Raw genomic sequence first — 20,078 nt, 5'->3', positions numbered from 1 at the left:
AAACTTAATAAAGAGCACCCAACGCGGGTGCTCTCCGTTTTTCCTGAGTTCAGATTATTTAGGTAATAAATATGAAAGTTGTTGTCGTAGGCGGTAGCGCTGCAGGTATGAGTTTCGCAGCGAAATACAAACGTAATCAGCCATCAGATGAAGTGATTGTGTTGGATAAGCGCGATTACATCTCGTTCGGTGCGTGTGGTTTACCTTACTTTGCTGGTGGCATGTTTGATGACACTGAGCGCATGATTTCTCGTACGCCAGAGCAAGCGATTAAATCTGGTTTAGACGTGCGCATTGAAACTGAAATGGTGGCACTAGACCGCACAGAAAAGCAGATTAAAGTTCGTAACCAAGGTGAAGAAAGCACCATCGATTACGATATGTTGGTGATTGCCACTGGCGCACGCCCAATCGTGCCATCGTTTGGCGAGTTCAACCCAGAGCACGTATACACGCTAACCAGCATGGAAGATGGTTTGGCAGTAAAAGAAGCGCTTAAGGACAGCAACAAACAACGCGTTTGTGTTATCGGCGGCGGCTTTATCGGCCTTGAAATGTTCGATGCCGCACATCTATTAGGTAAACACGTCACCATCATTGAGCGTGAACAACACGTGATGAGTCGTCAGTTCAGCCCTGAGATGATTGAAGTGGTAGAAGGTGCGATTCGTGAATCTGGCGCTGAGCTTAAAACCGGTTGCAGCGTATCAGCCATTCGCGACGCGGAGCAGGGCGGTTACATCGTAGAAACCGACAACGGCAATGTTGAAGCAGATGTTGTGATCATGTCACTTGGTTTCAAACCAAACACAGAAGCATTCGAGTTACCAAAAGCCGCGAACGGCGCACTACTCGTAGATGAGTTTGGCGCAACAGAAGATGCACACATTTACGCTGCTGGCGACTGTGCAGTCGTTCACCACATGGCGCTGGGTAAATCAGTGTATGTTCCACTTGCAACCACAGCGAATAAGCAAGCGCGCATGATGGCTGACAAACTTGCAGGCAAAGACACTTACATGAGTGGTTTCTTGGGCTCGTCTTGCTTGAAAGTGCTGGACTACGAACTGGCATGCACAGGCGTATCAGAACTTCTAGCCAAAGAACACGGTTTGGAAGTGAAGGTTTCAACCATTTCAGATAAGAACCAAACCGACTACTACCCAGGCCAAGAAGACATTAAAGTGAAGCTGGTTTACCACCCAGAAACCAATGTGCTGCTTGGTGGCGAAATCGTTGGTAAAAAGGGCGCAGTAGGCCGAATCAACGCACTCGCTGTTGCCATCACTGCGAAGATGACAACACAGCAACTAGGCTACATGGACTTCTGCTACGCACCACCATTTGCACGTACTTGGGATGCACTAAACGTTGCAGGCAACGTAGCGAAATAAGTTAGCTATCCAAGTTCATTCTGACAAAACAAAAGGGCTCCAGAGTTAACTCTGGAGCCCTTTTTAGTATCTGTTTCTAGCATAGTTTTAGGAGAAGCTGATGACTCAAAAGGGGATTGCATCAGCCTAGCTGCTATCGATTGTTGGAGAAAAGCTTGAGCCCCAAAATCGCTTAGTAGTTTCTGGTCATTAAACCAAGGATAGAAGCGCTATTCTCACCAAAATGCAAAGTGACCGACTTCGTTTCTCCTTGAGCGAATTTATCGTCCTGCTCAATCGAAGAAGGGGATAAGTACACTTGGCCACCAAAGTACGCTTTGATTTGGGATGTCTTGAGCTTAATACCACCGCCTGAGTTGTTGGTGATAACGGCTTGAATCATACGTTTGCCAGAAGGGCTGCTGAATATGTCGTAGCTCTCTATCGTGAAGTAACTGTAAGAAGGCATATCTTTACTGTGTTTAGGTTCTGGTACAAAGGTTGAGCCGGAAACCGATCTAACGAATTGCATGGTGTCTTGCGATTGAGAGATGCTATCTTGGATATCGCCGATTTTATTTTTTATGTTATCAATGTCGTCTTTGTTTTCTGCACTCGCGCTCGTGGAAAATGCGCAAAGCAGCATTAAGATGGTTACATAGTTCTTGTTTGACATACTTATACTTCCTATTTTGCTTATGCGAAACACACTAAAATTGATTTAGATCAATTATGTCAATGTTGCGTCAATTCATTCATTAGTAGTCCTGCTCTCAGTAGATGACTAGACATCAAGTGCTCGCTTACCTCACTGTGATTATAGAAAGACATAACATGATGCTCCAAAAGGCCGCTTTATGACGATTGGGTTTCTAGTGTGCAGTTCTTAATAGCGTCGCAGTGATACTTACAAACGAAAGACAAAAAAAAGGGCTCCAGAGTTAACTCTGGAGCCCTTTTTAGTATTCAAGTCATATTGAATTAACGGCGTTTCGGTTTGCGTTGACCCACTGGTTTGCCTTGTCCTTGAGGACGACCTTGACCTTGTGAACCTGTGCCGTTTGAACGGTTTTGGTTGTTACCGCCTGGTCGAGAGCCCGAGTTAGGACGCTGACCATTTGCGCCACCATTACCGCGGTTTTGGTTGCCACGACCTTGGCCGTTTTGTCCGCCTTGCGCTTTACCTGAACCGTTGCGGTTGCCAGATGGCTTGCCGTCGCGAGAGCCACCTTCAGAGCGTTTATTCAAGTGACCACCAAAGCCTGGTTGGTTCTTGGTGTGTTTGGTTGCAAAACGGTTTGCACCGTGACGACCAGACTTACGACGTTGTGCTGGTGTTTGCGCATCAATGTCTTCTGCTGGAACCAGACAGTTTGGTTTATCACCAATCAGGTGTTTTTTACCCATGTTGATCAGCGCTTCGCGGATCATTGGCCAGTTAGCAGGATCGTGGTAGCGAAGTAGGGCTTTATGCAGACGACGTTGACGTTCACCTTTTGCCACCGGCACATCTTCACGTTGCTTGTACTTCACGCGTTTCAGAGGGTTAGTCTCTGAATAGTACATCGACGTTGCGTTACACATCGGCGATGGATAGAAGTTCTGTACTTGGTCACATTCGAAGTTGTTCTTCTTCAGCCATAGTGCCAAGTTCAGCATGTCTTCGTCTTCTGTACCTGGGTGTGCTGAGATGAAGTAAGGGATTAGGTATTGTTTTTTACCTGCTTCCGCGCTGTACTTCTCAAACATCTCTTTAAAGCGATCGTAGGTGCCCATGCCCGGCTTCATCATCAGGTCCAGTGGGCCTTTCTCGGTATGCTCAGGTGCAATTTTCAGGTAACCGCCTACGTGGTGAGTTACCAGCTCTTTCACGTATTCTGGTGATTCAATCGCAAGGTCGTAACGTACGCCAGATGCGATCATGACTTTCTTCACGCCTTCTACTTTACGCGCGGCACGGTAAAGATCGATGGTGTGCTTGTGGTCCGTGTTTAGCTTGTTACAGATACCCGGGAACACACAAGAAGGGCGGCGACAGTTTGCTTCTGCTTTTGGATCGCTACAGCCAAGACGGTACATGTTTGCCGTTGGACCACCCAAGTCAGAAATCGTACCGGTAAAGCCAGGGACTTTGTCGCGGATCTCTTCCAACTCATTGATGATGGATTCTTGTGAACGGTTTTGAATGATACGGCCTTCGTGCTCAGTAATCGAACAGAAAGAACAGCCACCAAAACAGCCACGCATGATGTTAACCGAGGTTTTGATCATGTCGTAAGCAGGGATCTTTGCTTTGCCATACATAGGGTGAGGAACACGCGCGTACGATAGGCCGAATACGTAGTCCATCTCTTCTGTAGTCAGAGGGATTGGCGCTTGGTTTACCCAAAGTTCACGGTCACCATGACGTTGCAGTAGAGCACGACCCGAATATGGGTTGGTTTCTAAGTGCAGAATACGGCTGGCATGCGCATAAAGAATACGGTCATTGTGCAGCTTTTCGAAGGCAGGTAAGCGCACCGCTGTATTCGCAGCATCATGACGTGATGGACGAATCGTGATTGGCTGTGCAACAGGCTCTTCTTTTTTGGTATCGCACTGAGTTTCCACTTCGTAAGGGTTCTTTGGTACGAACGCTTCTTTACGAGGTTTCTCAATACGAGAAGAATCGATAACGGTGTAACCTTCTGGCTCTGCTGGCAGGTTAACCGCAGTACCGCGAATGTTGGTCATGGTCGAGATGTCTTCGCCATCTGCAAGACGATGTGCGACTTCTACTAGGGCACGCTCAGCGTTACCAAAAAGAAGAATGTCCGCTTTCGCATCGAACAGCACAGAGCGACGAACTTTGTCTGACCAGTAATCGTAGTGAGCCACACGACGCAAACTTGCTTCGATACCGCCAAGAACAATAGGCGTGCCTTTGTAGGCCTCACGACAACGCTGTGAATACACCAAGGTTGCACGATCAGGACGTTTACCGCCTTCGTTGTTTGGTGTGTACGCATCATCGTGACGAAGCTTTTTATCCGCCGTGTAACGGTTGATCATGGAGTCCATGTTACCCGCGGTGATCCCGAAGAACAGATTTGGCTTACCAAGCTGCATGAAAGCATCTTTGTTGTTCCATTCTGGTTGAGCAATGATACCGACACGGAAGCCTTGAGCTTCTAGAAGACGACCAATGATCGCCATACCAAAGCTCGGGTGGTCTACATACGCGTCACCCGTGACAATGATAATGTCACAACTATCCCATCCTAGGGCGTCCATTTCTTTGCGGCTGGTCGGCAAGAAAGGTGCCGTACCAAAACACTCAGCCCAGTATTTTTTGTACTCATGAATAGGAGTAATGTCGTTGGTCATATTTTGCTCTCTGTTCCAGGGAGCGCGAATTATAGCGATTTGATAATCAGGTATCTATACCCAAGTCCCCATATCAAGCTTAGTTCAGTAAGTTTTATTGCTAGATGAAAATAACTCGCAATTAGGCTGGTGGTTTTTACTGCGTTATGTCCTTCAAAGCCTTATGGTTATTGGCTTTGCAGACAATGAAAATTTATTGTTGAGCAACAGTGTGCTTATCAAAAACTCTTTCTATAATTTAATTAAGTGCATGCTAATGCACACGTCATTTTGACTTTGAATATTGACCTAGCGTATCGACGTTCCAAATGGTGTTTGACCACTTTGCAATCATAAAACTACAGCAAAATCAGGCGACACCGTGGGTAATCAATATTCGTAGTCATGGCTGATACAAACAGGGGGGCTAGGTTATGAGTGAATTAGTGTCTATCGCACAAGGAGAAGTGCAGCCCGCATCCGGTCATTCTCAAGTTATCGATTGGTCTTATGATATCCAGACCCGAGAATTTGAATGTGACCAAAAGGGCATGATGTCCGCATTTGGTTTAAAGAAACCGATTAGCGGGTTGGATGAATTGCTGGAGCATATGTTGTTGGGGCAACAAGACACTGCAAGAGAAAAAATTGCTCAGATAGAGCGTCATGGAGGACATGGCAACTTGTCTTGTTGCTTAATGTCAAACGAAGCCATGCTCGTTCACGTCGATATGAGCTTTGAGCGCCTGAATGATCACATTGTTCAAGGTACCGTCATTCCTCAATTGACGATCACTGGCAGTGATGAATTGGCGAAAATCCTCGAAACCATTTTTGACTTGCCCAATGTGGGAATATTGATTGCTGACCAAGATACTCGAATTCTGGGTTGTAATCGGGCTTTTGAGCAACAGATGGGGTACGAAAATCGCGATATCATCGGTTTGAAAACCAACATTTTTAGCTCGGACCATCATAGCCAAGCTTTCTACGACGACATGTGGGAGCAGATTGACCAAGCAGGCTACTGGAGCGGTAACTTATTAAGTCGCACTTCAAAAGGAAACCATCAAGCGCACCATTTGTGTATTTATCGTCTTAACTTTACGTCTGGTCGAACCCTGTATCTTGGCGTTTCGACGGATATTTCTGCTTCTCTGCTTTGGATGAAGAAAGCGGGTGAGCAAACCCAACAATATTCTGCCTTTTTGCCTCCACGTGATGAGTTTGAAACTCAGCTTGGAAATTTAGCAAGAGAAAACAGTAACAAAGACTTGAGCATTGTGATGGCTCTGCGCCCCTGTTTCTCGGAAAAAACGGCGCTTGAACAGCAACTTGGGTTCGCTGATTTTTTAATGCGAAGTCGCCACGCGAGTATTGTGGGTCAGTTATCTAAAGATGTTTTCGCCGTCTGTTTGCAAACGCCTCGTTGCCAATGGCTCAGCCCTTTGAGGTTGATTCAAATTGCATTGAGAGGCTTTTTTGTGGAATTAAGAAGGGAGTTGGGTTCGAGTATGCATGATGTCATTATTGAAGGACAAACCGGGATATCAGTACTGGGTTACGATACTGACAACCCAAAGCATGCATTAGTCCACGCCGCGCAAGCGATGATCTCTTCTCGGTCAGATGACCAAAATTACTTCAGTTTTTATAACAGTGAATTGCACGATGAGTTGGTCAAGCGTTCCCATCTTGAAGCATTTTTGAGAGCGCAAATTGAGAGTCAACTTGTCGATGTTTATTACCAACCTATCATTGAGACTCGAAGTGGGAAAGTGGTGAAGTTTGAGGCGTTAGCGCGTTTTTATCATCAAAATAAAACCTACGATACGCAGGAAATGATTGCGATGGTGGAAGATCTTGAATTGATTGCCGCCTTGGATGATGTGGTCTGTCGGAAAGCATTGAAGCAATTAACTCATATCCAAAAGATTTATGGCGAAGATGTTGGCTTAACCATCAATCGCTCGTTGAATACCAAATTAGACGCTCTCCAAGTACTGCAAAGTTCTTTAGACTTAATTTCTGAGAGTGATGTGGACCCGAGTCGAATTACTATTGAACTTACAGAAACGGCGTATTTTGAGCAAGACCAAGAGCATACGGTAGCGTTGGAGGAGTTGCGCGGGCAGGGCATCAAGATAGCAATTGATGATTTTGGTACTGGTTACTCGTCATTTTCTTACTTGGAGAAAGGGCATTTTGATCTGATCAAGATTGACCGCAAATTTGTTAAGAACATCGAAGAAGGCAGCACGAAATTCAACATCGTTAAGATGATGACTGAGCTGGCCCATAAGCTCAATGTAAAGGTGGTCGCGGAGGGCGTTGAGTCGGAACAGGAATTGAAAGTGCTAGCCAACGTTGGTGTTGATTACATGCAAGGTTACTTATTCTCTCAAGCGGTTCCTCTGGTTTTATTGGATAAGCCGCAATGCCACAAGTCGTTGTTTGATGGGATAGTAGTAAAACCTAATCATGATGAATCGCTGCTCTCACTCAGTCATCGTGATGTGAGGCGTTTAGATCCCGGCGAGCCTTTGTCACTAGCGGTTGAATACATGAACCTTAGCCCCGATGCGCCCTTGGTTGTGATCAATGAAAAGCATTGTGTTGGTTTGATTACTAAGGAGCAGATCAATTTGCATTTAACACCTGCGATGGGGACGGATCTGGAATCGGAGCGAGAGAACCGTATCTGGAAGCGTCCAGTTAACCAAGTGATGAATACGGAGTTCGAACGAGTGGATGCGAGCTTACCGGTATCAGAAGTGAAAGCCTTAGTTAAAGCGAGGGTCAAATTCCCATGGATTTTATGTGACTCGCAAAACGAATATCGCGGTTTGTTGACGCAAGAGGATGTGCTGGGTTATTTGGCTTCACTCTAATGGATGCTTACCCATGAGTAATAACTAAAAGCCATATTGGGTTTAGGTGGTTTGGCGGTAGGCGATTTGCTATTATCGCCACCCCAAAATGACTTTTGAGTTTGCATTCAACATGATTCAACAACTGCTGTTAACTTTTCCTCCAATGCTGTTTGGCGCGCAAGCGCTGTTGACCTTGCTGTTGATTAAGGGCGATATCTGTCCGGGTCAACGTGGTCGTTTGCACAAGATGTTGCCATCAATTGGTATTCTTTGGTTAGCAGTGGCTTCATTGCGTATTGAAGCCTTTATGGTCGTGTTCGCGATCTTCTATTTCTACTCTCAAGTTCAAACTAAAAAGACTCGTGAAAAAGGTCCGTTATGGGCACTGCATTTGGCGAACGGCTTGGCGTTTGCTTATGTGAGTATTCAAGTGTTCGAACAACCGCATTGGGCCGCTTCAGCGTCAATGGCACTAATGATCTTCTTCTTAGGTGCGGCATTTGCTCAGCTGCTTCTGGTTATTGCACGTAGCCGTCTGCAAGCTTTCCACCGTATTTTACCTGTGACCGGTGTGGTATCGGGGATGTTGTTGGTGGTGATGACTTTGTTTTCCGCTTATCAATTGGATGAAGCGACACTAAACTCGGTCACGCAACATATCTTGGCATCACTGGCGATGCTGATTATGGCAATTGTGGTTTGGTGCTGGCACATCTTTACTCATAAAGCACCGAACAAAGTTCAGTTAGCAGCGGCACTACTGCTTGCTCTTGCTTCAATGACTAGCCTTCAAGGTCTATTTCAGCTAGGTGCTTAAGCCCTCTAGCATAACATTCCTGTCAGAATTCCTATTGGTGAGCTCGGGATTTAGATCGAGCTCACTTTCAAATCATTAGATTAAGTCTACGCTTTAGATACAGCCTCTATTTGTTTAGAGCGCGCCAAGACGCATGTGCTCAACAGAATTGAGGTCGAATACCTTGTTTTAGAGGAGTGTCGCTATGGACTTAAGCAATGTGAGTAACTGGGACAGCATTATCTTGCTGGGTATCGTTAATGAAAAGCTGCGCTTAGAGTGCGACAGCTTTGAAGAACTGGTTTCTATGTATGAGATGGATGTGGAATCGGTGGTGGGCAAGCTTGATATGCTTGGTTACCAATATGACCCACTCACCAATCAATTCAAATCTTACGAACGCTAATCTCGTTTCTCTTTCCGAATTTTCTAAGCCATCTTGATGCCGTCAAGGTGGCTTTTGCATTGTTGGCGTGCGGTTGCAAAGAAGGCTTGCAAGTAACGCTTATCTTTTTCCGAGTTTCGTGTTGCTGCAAACAAGCGTCGCCATAACCCATCACCAAAAGGTTTACTTGTGATCAGCCCTTGGCGAGAAAACTCCGATATCGCCCAATTCGGCAATGCCGCTACGCCCAAACCCGCCGACACCATTTGGACCAGCATTAGGGTATTGTCTGCCTGTTTCCATTTGGCAGGTTCAATTCCTGCAGGTTGTAAGAAGTGTTTTACTACATCCAACCTTTGCTTCTGAACCGGGTAGGAAAGCATGGTTTGATCAGCCAGATCGTTTGGCTCAATGATGTCTTTGTCGGCTAACGGATGACTAGTGGAAGTAATCAGACGCATTTCGAAATCAAAGAGTGGTTCATAGTGCACTTCAGAGCGTGGTTGTATGTCGGATGTGATCACCAAATCCAATTCCCCTGCAAGTAAGGCGGGAAGCGGCTCAAAACCAAAGCCAGAGGAGAAATCAAGCGTGACACTTGGCCAAGTGAGTTGATATTCCTTAAGAGCAGGCATCAGCCATTGGAAACAAGAGTGACATTCTATCGCCATATGCAAACGGCCATTTACGTCTTCTTTGAGGCTGGCAAGTTCGTTTTCGGCTCTGGCGAGTTTTGGTAACACTTCATCGGCGAGACGAAGCAAGATTTCGCCTTCAGACGTGAACTTTACCGGGCGGGTTTTTCGCAAAAATAGCTGTCCGCCAATACGAGATTCAAGGTCTTTGATTTGGTGTGAAAGGGCGGATTGCGTTAAGTGCAATGCCGTCGCGGTCGCAGTGAGTGACCCTGTATCTCTCAACGAGGTGAGGGTGCGTAAGTGTTTCAACTCTATCATGAATCCCTTTCATCCTTATGTGTCTGCCATGAGCTTTATTAACTTAACGAGAAAAACTAGATATGTAAACGTCTAGACGTCTATTTGTTTTAATCTAGTGCGAGTGAGATCGCTCAATATGAAATTTTTTAATAAACAAGTTGAATAATTGGATGTTGTCCAATCTATGCGTGAGAGAGATAGTTTTAGCCATCCAGACATCTTGGTGAATTTTGTTCCCGATGTACTGACCTCAATATCAGACACAGAAAAAGGAATACGGACATGGCTACGACAACGCATATTCTTGGTTACCCACGCATTGGGGAAAAACGTGAACTCAAATTTGCACTAGAGAAATACTGGCGAGGCGAGATCGAACAAGCTGAACTTAAACAGCTCGGGGCTGGACTGCGCGAGAAAAACTGGAACACACAAACGGAAGCAGGTTTGAGCTTTGCAACTGCTGGCGATTTTGCTTGGTACGATCATGTTTTAACTACCACATTAATCCTAGGACACACACCAAAGCGTCACGCCAACGGATTCCCAGATCTAGACACTTTATTTAAAGTTGGCCGCGGTCAGTCGCAGTCGGGGTGCGGTTGTGCAGGTGCAGCGGCTTCAGACATGACGAAATGGTTTAACACCAATTACCACTACATTGTGCCTGAGTTCAGCAAAGACGATGCGTTTGAAGTCAGTTGGCCGCAGTTGTTTGAGGAAGTGAACGAAGCAATCAAAGCGGGGCATAAAGTAAAGCCTGTACTGCTTGGCCCACTCAGTTATCTCTATCTAGGCAAGGAAGTAGAAGAGGGATTTGATCGCCTTACCCTGCTACCTAGATTATTGACAGCCTACCAAACGATCCTTTCTAAGTTGGCAAGCCAAGGTGTGGAATGGGTACAAATTGATGAGCCAATTCTTTCACTTGAACTTGATGACAAGTGGGCTGACGCGTTCAAATTGGCTTATCAAGTGATTCGCAGCGATGTAAAAGTCCTCCTGACCACTTACTTTGATTCGGTAAGTGACACACTCGATAAGATTGCCGAATTAAATGTCGATGGCTTACACATTGATCTATCGGCTTCGCCAGAGCAATTGGATGAGGTGATTGCTAAGCTACCAGAACATTGGGTGTTGTCGGCTGGTGTCGTGAACGGCCGTAATGTTTGGCGTACGGACTTAACCACCCAGCTTGCGCGTTTGCAGTCTGCAAAAGAACGTCTAGGTGACAGACTTTGGGTCGCGAGCTCTTGTTCTCTATTACATAGCCCGGTTGATTTAGACTTAGAGCCAGCATTGAGTGATGAAGTCAAAAGCTGGTTTGCGTTCGCTAAACAAAAAGTCACGGAAGTGGCGTTGCTCGGCCGAGCATTAGACGGAGACCATAATGCGATTCTAGCTTGTGAGACCTACAGCCAACCCATTCAGGATCGCAAGACGGCGACTCATGTGAACAAGCCACAAGTGCAAGAGCGACTCAATAACATTACGGCGTCATTCACTCAACGCAGCGCTCCTTATGCAGAGCGTGCCGCCCATCAAGCTGAGGTACTTGGGCTACCATTGTTACCAACCACGACCATTGGCTCATTTCCCCAAACCGGAGAGATTCGAGTTCAACGCAGTGCTTATAGAACAGGTAAGCTTTCAGAAACGGAATATAACCAAGCGTTGAAAGGGCACATCGCTGATGCTGTGAAGCGTCAAGAAGCGCTAGACCTTGATGTCTTGGTTCATGGTGAAGCTGAACGTAACGATATGGTGGAGTATTTTGCAGAAAACTTGGCTGGCTTCCAAACCACTAAATTCGGCTGGGTACAAAGCTATGGCTCTCGTTGTGTAAAACCTGCCATTGTTGTGGCAGATATTGAACGTGAAAAGCCGATCACGGTTGAATGGTCTACCTACGCGCAGTCATTAACCAGTAAGCAGATGAAAGGCATGCTCACGGGGCCGGTGACGATACTATGTTGGACGTTCCCGCGAGAAGATATCACTCGTAAAGAAATTGCAGAACAGTTAGCGCTTGCACTTCGTGATGAAGTGTCAGACCTACAGGATGCAGGTATCAATATCATTCAAATAGACGAACCTGCAATTCGTGAGGGCTCACCACTTAAAAAGCGTGACCATGACGCCTATCTACAATGGGCAGTGGATGCATTTAAGATGTCGGCAGCCAGTGCAAAACCTGAAACGCAAATTCACACGCACATGTGCTATAGCGAGTTCAACGAAATCATTGACTCCGTTGCGGCTTTGGATGCGGATGTGATAACTATCGAGACGTCTCGTTCTAATATGGAATTACTCAAAGCGTTTGAGGCGTTTAATTATCCAAACGAAATCGGCCCTGGTGTTTACGACATTCACTCGCCGAACATTCCTACACAAGAGTGGATTGAAGAACTGTTGAAGAAGGCTGCAGAGAAGGTGCCAGTAGAGCGCTTATGGGTGAACCCAGACTGTGGTTTGAAGACGAGAAACTGGGCTGAGACAGAAGCGGCGTTAGCGAATCTGGTTTCGGCTGCGAAAAAGTTACGAACTGAGCTCGCGTAATGATTGCTAGCGAATGGAAATAAAAAAGCGAGGACATTGAGCCTCGCTTTCTTCTTATCTGATTTCTTACTCATTCTAGTGAACGAACAAGCGCATTACTGTGGCTGCTGAGTTGCAGTACAAGTTTGTTCAGATACCAACTCATCCGCCATTAGTTGGCCACGAGAGTTGCGGATCTTAATACGGTACATCAAGCCCATATCAATCTGTTCGCGCACTGCTGGTGTGTTGCAGTAAGTGTAAATACTGGTATTTACCACTTGGTTTAATGGCTTAGCACCCAGCGCATCGTCGTTGTAGATCATCATCATCTCAACCACATTTTTGTTGGATGAGATACGTAAAATCTTAAGTGGACCGTATTCAAGCGGTAAGCCCGCTGAAAGTACACCCGCACGGTTTGAAGCCATTAGCTCAAGTTGGCGCTGTTTATCATCATTTGATGAACAACCAGCTAACGCACCAAATGCGAGGAAGAGACACAGTAATTTTTTCATAACTTAAAACACTTTCTTGAACGGTTTTACGATGACATTTTCGTAAACACCCGCCGCTATGTATGGATCGGCATCTGCCCAGGCTTGGGCTTCTTCCAAAGAAGCAAAATCTGCTATGACAGTAGAGCCAGTAAAGCCCGCTTCACCCGGATTATCAGAGTCGATGGCTGGCATTGGACCTGCTGTTAGTAAGCGGCCTTCGTCTTGAAGTTGTTGCAAGCGCTCAAGGTGTTGAGGGCGAACACTTAGACGTTTTTCCAGCGAATTCTCGACGTCCTGAGAAAAGATGACGTACCACATAGCATAGTTCCTTAATTGGTAGGGTAAAGCCTTAATTTAACGCCTTTTTTGTGCCACTCACAAGTAAACATGAAAAATTGTGAGACTCTTCCTAGCATTTCTGTTTTATTGAGTTATTCGTTACTTCTGAATTGGGCGTGGTTTGCCTTCGCTATCAATCGCAACGTAGTTGAACGTGGCATCACAAACCATGAAACGATCTTCGATACCGTGCTCTTTAATTGGCTTCACCCAGACTTCAAGATCAATGCTCATAGAAGTGCGGCCTATTTTAGTACATTCGCCGTAACAACATACGACGTCGCCGACTCGAACGGGTTTTTTAAAGGTGATGCTTGATACTGATACCGTTACGATTCGACCAGAAGAGATTTCTTTAGCAAGAATACCGCCCGCTAAATCGAGCTGAGACATGATCCAGCCACCGAAAATATCGCCATTGGCGTTAGTGTCGGCAGGCATAGCAAGGGTGCGAAGCAGCAGTTGGCCGCGAGGGGATTGAATTTCCTGACTCATTTTGACATCCATTAAATCTAGCAACGCAGTCTGAGAGGGTTGCAATAAGGCAACGCCAAAAGCCCAGACAGCAAGAACAAAACAGCGACCTAAAAGGTCGCTGTGAATTATCAATATGAACGAATTATAGCAAAACTGAGTTTTTAATCATCAAGCGATACATCGGATGAGTTCTCTTTTTGCTCTTTCTGTTCTTTTGGCATGTGTTTGTAGATGTAGAAGCCCGTTGCAATCATGTAAGCGAACGTCGCAATCAACAAACCAAAGACTTTGAAGTTCACCCAAACATCCAATGGAAGCTCGAAGGCAACGTAGACATTCAAGCCAGCGCAGAACGAGAAAAATGCGACCCACGCCCAGTTAATCTTGGTCCAAATCGCATCGGGTAAGGTGATTTCTTTGCCGAGCATGCCTTTGATTGCCGATTTGCCCATTGCGTGGCTTACGGCTAAACCAATCGCGAAGATTGCATAAACGATGGTCACTTTCCATTTTATGAAGTTTTCATCGTGCAGGAAGATGGTCATGCCGCCGAAGATGGCCACCATAGCAAAGGTGATCAGCTGCATTTTCTCGACTTTTTTGTATAGCGCGAACGTCAATACAATCTGAATAGCAGTCGCAACGATCAGGGCGCCAGTTGCAACGTATATATCGTACATCTTGTATAGGGCGAAGAAGACGATGAGAGGGATAAAATCAAGGATTTGCTTCATGAGGCAAACACTACCTAGTTGTTGAGTTGAGGACAGTCTAGCGAAATCTGAGGCAATGTGAACATTTATAGCGTAGTGGAAACAAAAATTGCCGTAATCAAGACGGCAATTTTTGGGAGAGGGTAGAGGTTACGCGACGCTTTGGTAACGTGTGATCAACGTCTTGACGTCTTCGAGGTAACCCTCTCGTAATAGGTTGTCAACGGTGGCTTCCAGCTCGTCATGTGACATGGTGAAGCAGGTAGACTTTCCGGTCATTAGGTTAAGATACTGGTGATATTCTTCTTCTGTGTAATGACCCACGCGATCAAGCAAAAGTGTTTTAACACCGTGATGGATCAAGCCGTAATATGTGTGTCGATGAAGCATCATGTTCACTCCTTATCAAGCTGCTCCTCCATCCTGTAGAGGACTTGAATCTATGGATAATTCGATTTGTACTTCAGCAATGCATATCAGGTGCCAACTATTCTCTCTCAGCTTCAAAAGAGCTCGATGCAGTGTCTTTGTTCAACCAGTTTCCTAAAACATGACGCAAAGCGTTTAACGTTGTTGGCTTTTCAAGCCTACCGTCCATTAGCTTATTGATCATGTCTAATTCGCGTTCTCCAGACTCCCCTGATAAAGCGATAATCGGGGTTTGAGGAGACAGCTCTTTAATTCTTTGGCTTGCATCAAATCCATTCATAACAGGCATTTGTACATCCATCAGAATCAAATCTACGTGGTTTGCCTTAAACACTTCGACGGCATTTTCACCGTTGTTTGCTTGTAAGCTGTTAACGCCAAGTTGGTTCAAATACATCTGAACCAGCGCACGTTGCACCTCTTTATCGTCGACGATAAGCACTGTTTGTGCTTGGTTATTAATTTGTACGTTGGACGCGACTTTATGTTCATTACTTCGTTTATTTTGCTTCCAATCGTTGAAATAAGGCGTGCGTAATGTGTCTGCTTTTGGTGCATTCGGGACAACAGGGAAGTACAAATGAAATTCTGTGAATTCGCCAAGTTTAGACTCACACTCAATTCTGCCGCCAAAAGAACGCATTACACGCTGGCAGTAGCCCAAACCTAAGCCGCTGCCGCCGCTCTTTTGGTAAGAGAAAAAGTCGTCAAAGATCTTATGAGAGATGGTTTCATCGATACCTGGGCCAGTGTCGCGGAAAATCAGCGTATTCTCGTAAGGGCCCGTTTTCGTGCTGATCTCAATTTGACTGTCTGGATACGAGTCAAAATAGTAAATTGCGTTACGAATCAGATTGAAAATGACAAAGTTAAATAAGGTCTCGTTGAGTTTTGCCACAAAATCAGTGTGCTGTGGCAGACGAATCCTTTCAATGATTTTCTCATTTTCAAAACCGTAATGGCTGACAGCTTGGTCGACGGCTTTATGAATCGAGGTCATAGCGATAGGTTCGTGCTCTGGCGAGCTGTCACTCACTTCTCGCAAAATGATGTCGATGAGTTGGCGACCGCGCTGAATTGCGGCTTGGCCATTTTCAATATCTAGTTTGATCTGTTCAACGGGCGCATGATTCTCAATATGCTGCTTCAATGCTTCAAATTGCAACTGAACTTGAGCAAGAGGGTTACGCATTTCGTGAGCAATAGAGTTAGCTAGCGCACGGCTTTGTCGAATACGGCGATCCGCTTCAATGGTACTTTGTACTCGAGTAAGCAAGGTTTGAACTGCTGAGATTTCCTCGTTCGAGAACATTTGGTTGTTGCTTTTGTGGGGAGAAACCAATAAGTGCGTAACCGATTTACCTTGCCCATACAGCGGCATAACCAAAGCGGTGTTGTTTGAGCTCATTTTGTCATACAGCGCCTTCATTGAGCGCTTTGCCGATACCTTGTATTCGAGCTCTTCAGAGAGTTCATCAAACACCAACACCGAGCGGTTTGATGAAAGGTACTCTTCGTAAAAGGTTTCGTTGTAGTTACTGGTTACGAGGCGTAGTTTGTCATTGGGAATTTGCAGCAGCTTACCCAGACGGCGCATCGCATCATCAATAGAAAGCTTAAAATCCTCTTCAAGTGACAAGATTTGCTGTACTGGTGTTTTCTTGTCGCCATATATCAAGAACGATGCATATCGGCTGACCTTTTTATACAAAAGGTGCCAAGTAATACCAATAAGGGCGCAGATAGGTGTGGCGATAAGCCACTGATTACTGTCCGTAAGTGGGATGAATATTGCGCCTAAAGGCAGAACGAAAATAGCACAGACCAGCAGCGCGCTGAGAGCGAGGTAAGCAATGTACTTTACGCTGTAGAAGCGGGAGGTCAGCAGTGCATAACCGACAAAGAGCATTTCACTTATCGACAAGGCTGGTGGTAACCAAGTCAACGAGAAATCTCCCATAAAGTAGGTCATACCAAGATGAATAACTGCCGTCGAAAGCATGAACACTAAGATACCGGCGATCATGTAGTTGGTCTTAGCTAGAGTCAGCTTACTGCTGTTCGTACGCATGGCGACAAGATTGACGAGAGTCAGAACAACAAAGCTAACGAGGCCGATAAAGAAATAAGAGGTATGGGGGCCAAACTCGATGACGAATTGACTTGGGCCGACAATATCGACGTGCTCTACGGTCAAACCGGGACGCAAATTGATAAACAGCGAGTACACAGTTAATGAAACAAAGATGCCTTGCTGCCATCGGTGTACTTTGCCTTTGCGTTGCTCCGCCGCCAACTGGCATGAGAAATAATAGGCAAAAGCAAATGCGAAGAAGGAAGCGAGGTTGGCAAACTTGGCCATGAACATGCCAGCCGAAGCTCCGAGCTCGGGCAGTAAATCGGTATGGAAATAAGCATTGCTGCTGATCCACGCAATGATACACACCGAGTACGCAATATAAGCTGCGTGGTGAGTACCAAAGATCACTTCATTTTTTTGCTTAAGTCGATAGCAGTAATAGAAGAGCCACATCATGACGACGGCCACGGTCGCGAGGAGCGTAATGGCTTTGGCGTAGACGATAGCCTCTAGGCTAAAATCAAACATGCTCATCCCTTTCTAACGAACCGCGTTTTCTGCTCGCTCGAACAGCACGTTTATAACCACGAAAGTCGATGTTACTGAACGCTTTGACCATCATTTCAAAATTCCAGAATCCACGGTAAGTCTGTTTGCCATCGTCATTTAAGTCGCAGCATCCCGAATGGAAATACGCCTTCGCATCGATAGCTCGATAAAAGTTGAGCATGAAAGGTTGCTCGATAATAGTGAAGCCAATTTTGTAACCTGTCTGATGCAATACACTCATCAACTCTTTCTGAGCGAGGTAGAGGAAGTAGAGTTTTTGTTGAGCGTTTCCACTTACGGTCAGGCGCAACACTTCGCAAACGGCTTGTGTATCAGACAATTGTAACTTGAATTCGTTATCAAATTCTGGGAGAGAGTAACATTTTAACAGTGTTGAGGGTGTAAATAGCTGTAAACGCGTAAATTCAGAGTAGCCATAACTAGGAAAGCAGTAATTCCACTGCTCGTTACTAAACTGTGGCGCGTAGCTGAGCCAAGTATCGCGAATAGACCAATCCTGAATAAGCGCGGAAGCCACCAGAGTAGGGCAAGACTCTTGAGCTGGGTGTTTCAGTACGATGAAGTGCTTACCAACTTGAGACAAAGACAATAGCGACAGCATCTCGTACCACTTTTCACCTTGTATAAAAAGCTCAAGATTACTCAATGTGATCGCATCACTGAGTGGCATTGCCTGCGGGTGGCTTGGGATTTGTACCATAAGTTGAGTGTCTTCTACTCGCTCAACTAGAGCGCCATAGTAAGCACTGTCTTCAAAGAGAAGCCGTGGAGCTGGTGATTCGTTTTCGTTCAACGGAAACTTCGCTTTAATAGCGGCAATCTCGCACTCACACCAGAAGTCCAGCCAATGCATAAAGCACTGACCAACGACTTTTTCAAGCAAAGCAGCTTCTTCGGACAGAGTGCTAGGATATCGTTCAATAAGGTCACGATAGTCCATCAACTCAAAGATAATGGAATAGCTTTTGTTAGCATGTTTAGGAAAGAGAGCGATCAGTTGGTTTTTACGATAGTCCGTAATTGCCTTAAAAAGCTCCGTTCGTTCGTGTGACTGATAAGTGCGGATCACAAGATCGATCAGCACTTGCTGTTTTTTTTCGATAGGCAAACTGTTAGCCGACAGCGAGCCTAAAGACAACATTAATTTCATGGGGTCAACCTAGCCTAGGTTTCTGGTTTTTTTATTTATGCCGCTCTTATATCACTTGAGAAAAAATATGCCATTAGTTTCTATTTAAACGGTTACGTAAGGCAGGTTTGAGATGAAAAAAAACCGCTCTTTTGAGCGGCTTGTTTAAAATGCGTTCAGGGTTAAGCTTCTTGCTTTTGAAGCTCAGCCTGTTGCGCTTCTTCTTCCACTAGAGCATCGACGATCACTGCACATGCTGCGTCACCGGTGATGTTTAGTGCGGTACGAATCATATCGAAGATACGGTCAAGAGCGAACAGTAGTGGTAGGCCTTCGATTGGAATACCAGCAGCAAGCAGTACTGCTACTACTAGGAATGAAGGACCAGGAACACCTGCTTGACCTACAGCGCCTAGTGTAGAAGTAACGATGATCGCGATGTACGCGCCCATGCCTAGGTCGATGTTGAACAGCTGAGCAAAGAAAATTGCTACTAGACCGTAGTAAATTGCGTTACCAGACATGTTGATGGTTGCGCCAAGCGGTAGAACAAATGATGCAGTCGAGTTCTTAACGCCAAGCTCTTTTTCACATGTATCCATCGTTACTGGCAGTGTCGCCATTGAAGACGCGGTAGACAGGGCAACGGCTTGTGGTTTCTTCATTGCTGACACGAACTTCTTCGCAGATGTCTTAGTGAAGATGTGTACCATCGCTGGGTAAACCACGAAACCGAACACAAGGATTGCAGCTACGTACACAACGAACAGTTTGAATACCACCATTAGGGCACCAAAACCAAACGTACCTACCGCTTCAGCCATCAGACCGAATACGCCAATTGGAGCAATGATCATCACTTTGTTGATCATCCAAACCATCGCGTCAACGATGCAGTTAACACCATTGATGATTGGCTCGCGGCGCGCTTTTTCTTGTTTTGAAATCGCAATACCGAAGAACATACAGAACACTAGGATCTGAAGAATATTTGCTTCATTAAGTGATTGGAAAACGTTGGTTGGGATCATACCAGTGATGGTCGCCCAGAAAGTAGGTAGCTCACCTTTTGAAGCGTATTCAGCCGAGAACATACCTTCAACGCCAGAAACGTCGATGCCCATGCCAGGTTTGAATACTTCACCCATGAACAGCGCTAGTGCTACTGCTAGGGCAGACGTTAGACCGAAGTAACCTAGCGTTACCAAGCCTACTTTTCCTGCAGATTGGCTGTTGCCAAGGCCTGCTGCGCCTGAGATAAGGGCTACCGCAACCAATGGGATCACGAGCATTTTAATCAGGTTGATAAAGATCGCACCAAGTGGCGCGAATACTGTCGCACTTTGACCCATGAAGGCACCAACGGCAGTACCCACGATCATTGCAATGACGACTTGCACGCCAATGTTGTTTAGCAAACTCTTTTGTTTTAACACTTCCATAACCTCTGTGCTAATAATGTGTAAAATCCTAAAATTACCCACCAATATAAAGTTGTTATTTGGATAATTGTTTCGCCTTGCTTTTTACACTTATCATTCACAATTAGCAATACAATTTCTGTACATACTTACCGTCTAATTGGAA

Annotated in this window: 16 protein-coding genes; 5 read left to right on the top strand and 11 right to left on the bottom strand. The window is 45.6% G+C overall.

Translation table 11 applies throughout. The annotated features are described in order from the left end of the window. Window positions 1-71: 71 nt before the first annotated feature. Window positions 72-1,394 carry a CoA-disulfide reductase gene (locus KIO97_RS02530; RefSeq protein ID WP_285380847.1) on the top strand — a complete coding sequence of 441 codons (1,323 nt, stop codon included), beginning with the start codon at window positions 72-74 and terminating at the stop codon, window positions 1,392-1,394. A gap of 172 nt (window positions 1,395-1,566) precedes the next feature. Here the strand turns inward: KIO97_RS02530 and KIO97_RS02525 are convergent, their stop codons facing one another. Both KIO97_RS02525 and KIO97_RS02520 read right to left on the bottom strand, forming a co-directional pair. Then, window positions 1,567-2,049, bottom strand: a complete 483-nt coding sequence (locus KIO97_RS02525) for a hypothetical protein (protein ID WP_233969214.1) — start codon at window positions 2,047-2,049, stop codon at window positions 1,567-1,569. Between the two features lie 305 nt (window positions 2,050-2,354). Beyond that, window positions 2,355-4,739 (bottom strand): YgiQ family radical SAM protein, encoded by a 2,385-nt coding sequence (locus KIO97_RS02520; RefSeq protein WP_285380845.1) that lies wholly within the window; start codon window positions 4,737-4,739, stop codon window positions 2,355-2,357. Window positions 4,740-5,152: 413 nt separating this feature from the next. Between KIO97_RS02520 and KIO97_RS02515 the strand changes: the two genes are divergently transcribed. From KIO97_RS02515 to KIO97_RS02505, 3 genes are all read left to right on the top strand, one after another. Beyond that, a complete protein-coding gene (locus tag KIO97_RS02515; RefSeq protein ID WP_285380842.1) occupies window positions 5,153-7,609 on the top strand; it encodes an EAL domain-containing protein in 2,457 nt (818 codons plus the stop codon). An 88-nt stretch (window positions 7,610-7,697) separates the two neighbouring features. Beyond that, window positions 7,698-8,408 (top strand): hypothetical protein, encoded by a 711-nt coding sequence (locus tag KIO97_RS02510; RefSeq protein WP_012128355.1) that lies wholly within the window; start codon window positions 7,698-7,700, stop codon window positions 8,406-8,408. A gap of 184 nt (window positions 8,409-8,592) precedes the next feature. After that, window positions 8,593-8,793, top strand: coding sequence for a DUF4250 domain-containing protein (locus tag KIO97_RS02505; protein ID WP_005445023.1), 201 nt, complete (start codon window positions 8,593-8,595; stop codon window positions 8,791-8,793). A 23-nt stretch (window positions 8,794-8,816) separates the two neighbouring features. Here KIO97_RS02505 and metR read toward each other — a convergent pair whose 3' ends face one another. Further along, complete coding sequence (gene metR, locus KIO97_RS02500) at window positions 8,817-9,728, bottom strand: HTH-type transcriptional regulator MetR (RefSeq protein WP_010649441.1); 912 nt, start codon at window positions 9,726-9,728, stop codon at window positions 8,817-8,819. Between the two features lie 264 nt (window positions 9,729-9,992). Between metR and metE the strand changes: the two genes are divergently transcribed. Beyond that, on the top strand, window positions 9,993-12,275 hold the full coding sequence (gene metE, locus KIO97_RS02495) for a 5-methyltetrahydropteroyltriglutamate--homocysteine S-methyltransferase (protein WP_285380840.1): 2,283 nt from the start codon (window positions 9,993-9,995) through the stop codon (window positions 12,273-12,275). Window positions 12,276-12,370: 95 nt separating this feature from the next. Here metE and KIO97_RS02490 read toward each other — a convergent pair whose 3' ends face one another. The 8 genes from KIO97_RS02490 to KIO97_RS02455 all read right to left on the bottom strand — a co-directional run bounded on the left by KIO97_RS02490 (window position 12,371) and on the right by KIO97_RS02455 (window position 19,933). After that, the gene (locus tag KIO97_RS02490) at window positions 12,371-12,772 is read right to left on the bottom strand and encodes a GspS/AspS pilotin family protein (RefSeq protein WP_038889955.1); all 402 of its coding nucleotides are present in this window, start codon (window positions 12,770-12,772) and stop codon (window positions 12,371-12,373) included. Between the two features lie 3 nt (window positions 12,773-12,775). Further along, window positions 12,776-13,072, bottom strand: coding sequence for a YciI family protein (locus KIO97_RS02485; protein WP_005430936.1), 297 nt, complete (start codon window positions 13,070-13,072; stop codon window positions 12,776-12,778). A 120-nt stretch (window positions 13,073-13,192) separates the two neighbouring features. Further along, window positions 13,193-13,588 (bottom strand): acyl-CoA thioester hydrolase YciA, encoded by a 396-nt coding sequence (yciA, locus tag KIO97_RS02480; RefSeq protein WP_010649449.1) that lies wholly within the window; start codon window positions 13,586-13,588, stop codon window positions 13,193-13,195. Between the two features lie 143 nt (window positions 13,589-13,731). Beyond that, a complete protein-coding gene (locus KIO97_RS02475; protein WP_038889956.1) occupies window positions 13,732-14,304 on the bottom strand; it encodes a septation protein A in 573 nt (190 codons plus the stop codon). 129 nt (window positions 14,305-14,433) lie between these two features. Continuing rightward, the gene (locus KIO97_RS02470; RefSeq protein ID WP_029388840.1) at window positions 14,434-14,676 is read right to left on the bottom strand and encodes a hypothetical protein; all 243 of its coding nucleotides are present in this window, start codon (window positions 14,674-14,676) and stop codon (window positions 14,434-14,436) included. 94 nt (window positions 14,677-14,770) lie between these two features. Beyond that, complete coding sequence (locus KIO97_RS02465; protein ID WP_285380838.1) at window positions 14,771-17,320, bottom strand: hybrid sensor histidine kinase/response regulator; 2,550 nt, start codon at window positions 17,318-17,320, stop codon at window positions 14,771-14,773. After that, the gene (gene luxM / locus KIO97_RS02460) at window positions 17,313-18,512 is read right to left on the bottom strand and encodes an acyl-homoserine-lactone synthase LuxM (RefSeq protein WP_285380836.1); all 1,200 of its coding nucleotides are present in this window, start codon (window positions 18,510-18,512) and stop codon (window positions 17,313-17,315) included. Before luxM ends, KIO97_RS02465 begins: the two co-directional genes overlap by 8 nt. A 161-nt stretch (window positions 18,513-18,673) precedes the next feature. Beyond that, a complete protein-coding gene (locus KIO97_RS02455; protein WP_005431192.1) occupies window positions 18,674-19,933 on the bottom strand; it encodes a dicarboxylate/amino acid:cation symporter in 1,260 nt (419 codons plus the stop codon). Window positions 19,934-20,078 lie beyond the last annotated feature (145 nt).

The organism is Vibrio sp. B181a (assembly GCF_030248375.1).
In the GTDB taxonomy this organism is placed as follows: Bacteria; Pseudomonadota; Gammaproteobacteria; order Enterobacterales; family Vibrionaceae; genus Vibrio; species Vibrio campbellii.
The sequence above is the reverse complement of the archived record's forward strand: the minus strand, read 5'-3'. Positions and strand labels throughout refer to the sequence as shown.

What these genes read in the sequence shown, in the direction of transcription:
- KIO97_RS02455 (WP_005431192.1), bottom strand. Translation starts at nt 19,933, where the DNA reads ATGGAAGTGTTAAAACAAAAGAGTTTGCTAAACAACATTGGCGTGCAA.
- KIO97_RS02470 (WP_029388840.1), bottom strand. Translation starts at nt 14,676, where the DNA reads ATGATGCTTCATCGACACACATATTACGGCTTGATCCATCACGGTGTT.
- yciA (WP_010649449.1), bottom strand. Translation starts at nt 13,588, where the DNA reads ATGAGTCAGGAAATTCAATCCCCTCGCGGCCAACTGCTGCTTCGCACC.
- KIO97_RS02465 (WP_285380838.1), bottom strand. Translation starts at nt 17,320, where the DNA reads ATGTTTGATTTTAGCCTAGAGGCTATCGTCTACGCCAAAGCCATTACG.
- metR (WP_010649441.1), bottom strand. Translation starts at nt 9,728, where the DNA reads ATGATAGAGTTGAAACACTTACGCACCCTCACCTCGTTGAGAGATACA.
- KIO97_RS02475 (WP_038889956.1), bottom strand. Translation starts at nt 14,304, where the DNA reads ATGAAGCAAATCCTTGATTTTATCCCTCTCATCGTCTTCTTCGCCCTA.
- KIO97_RS02515 (WP_285380842.1), top strand. Translation starts at nt 5,153, where the DNA reads ATGAGTGAATTAGTGTCTATCGCACAAGGAGAAGTGCAGCCCGCATCC.
- KIO97_RS02510 (WP_012128355.1), top strand. Translation starts at nt 7,698, where the DNA reads ATGACTTTTGAGTTTGCATTCAACATGATTCAACAACTGCTGTTAACT.
- luxM (WP_285380836.1), bottom strand. Translation starts at nt 18,512, where the DNA reads ATGAAATTAATGTTGTCTTTAGGCTCGCTGTCGGCTAACAGTTTGCCT.
- KIO97_RS02525 (WP_233969214.1), bottom strand. Translation starts at nt 2,049, where the DNA reads ATGTCAAACAAGAACTATGTAACCATCTTAATGCTGCTTTGCGCATTT.
- KIO97_RS02530 (WP_285380847.1), top strand. Translation starts at nt 72, where the DNA reads ATGAAAGTTGTTGTCGTAGGCGGTAGCGCTGCAGGTATGAGTTTCGCA.
- KIO97_RS02485 (WP_005430936.1), bottom strand. Translation starts at nt 13,072, where the DNA reads ATGTGGTACGTCATCTTTTCTCAGGACGTCGAGAATTCGCTGGAAAAA.
- KIO97_RS02505 (WP_005445023.1), top strand. Translation starts at nt 8,593, where the DNA reads ATGGACTTAAGCAATGTGAGTAACTGGGACAGCATTATCTTGCTGGGT.
- KIO97_RS02490 (WP_038889955.1), bottom strand. Translation starts at nt 12,772, where the DNA reads ATGAAAAAATTACTGTGTCTCTTCCTCGCATTTGGTGCGTTAGCTGGT.
- metE (WP_285380840.1), top strand. Translation starts at nt 9,993, where the DNA reads ATGGCTACGACAACGCATATTCTTGGTTACCCACGCATTGGGGAAAAA.
- KIO97_RS02520 (WP_285380845.1), bottom strand. Translation starts at nt 4,739, where the DNA reads ATGACCAACGACATTACTCCTATTCATGAGTACAAAAAATACTGGGCT.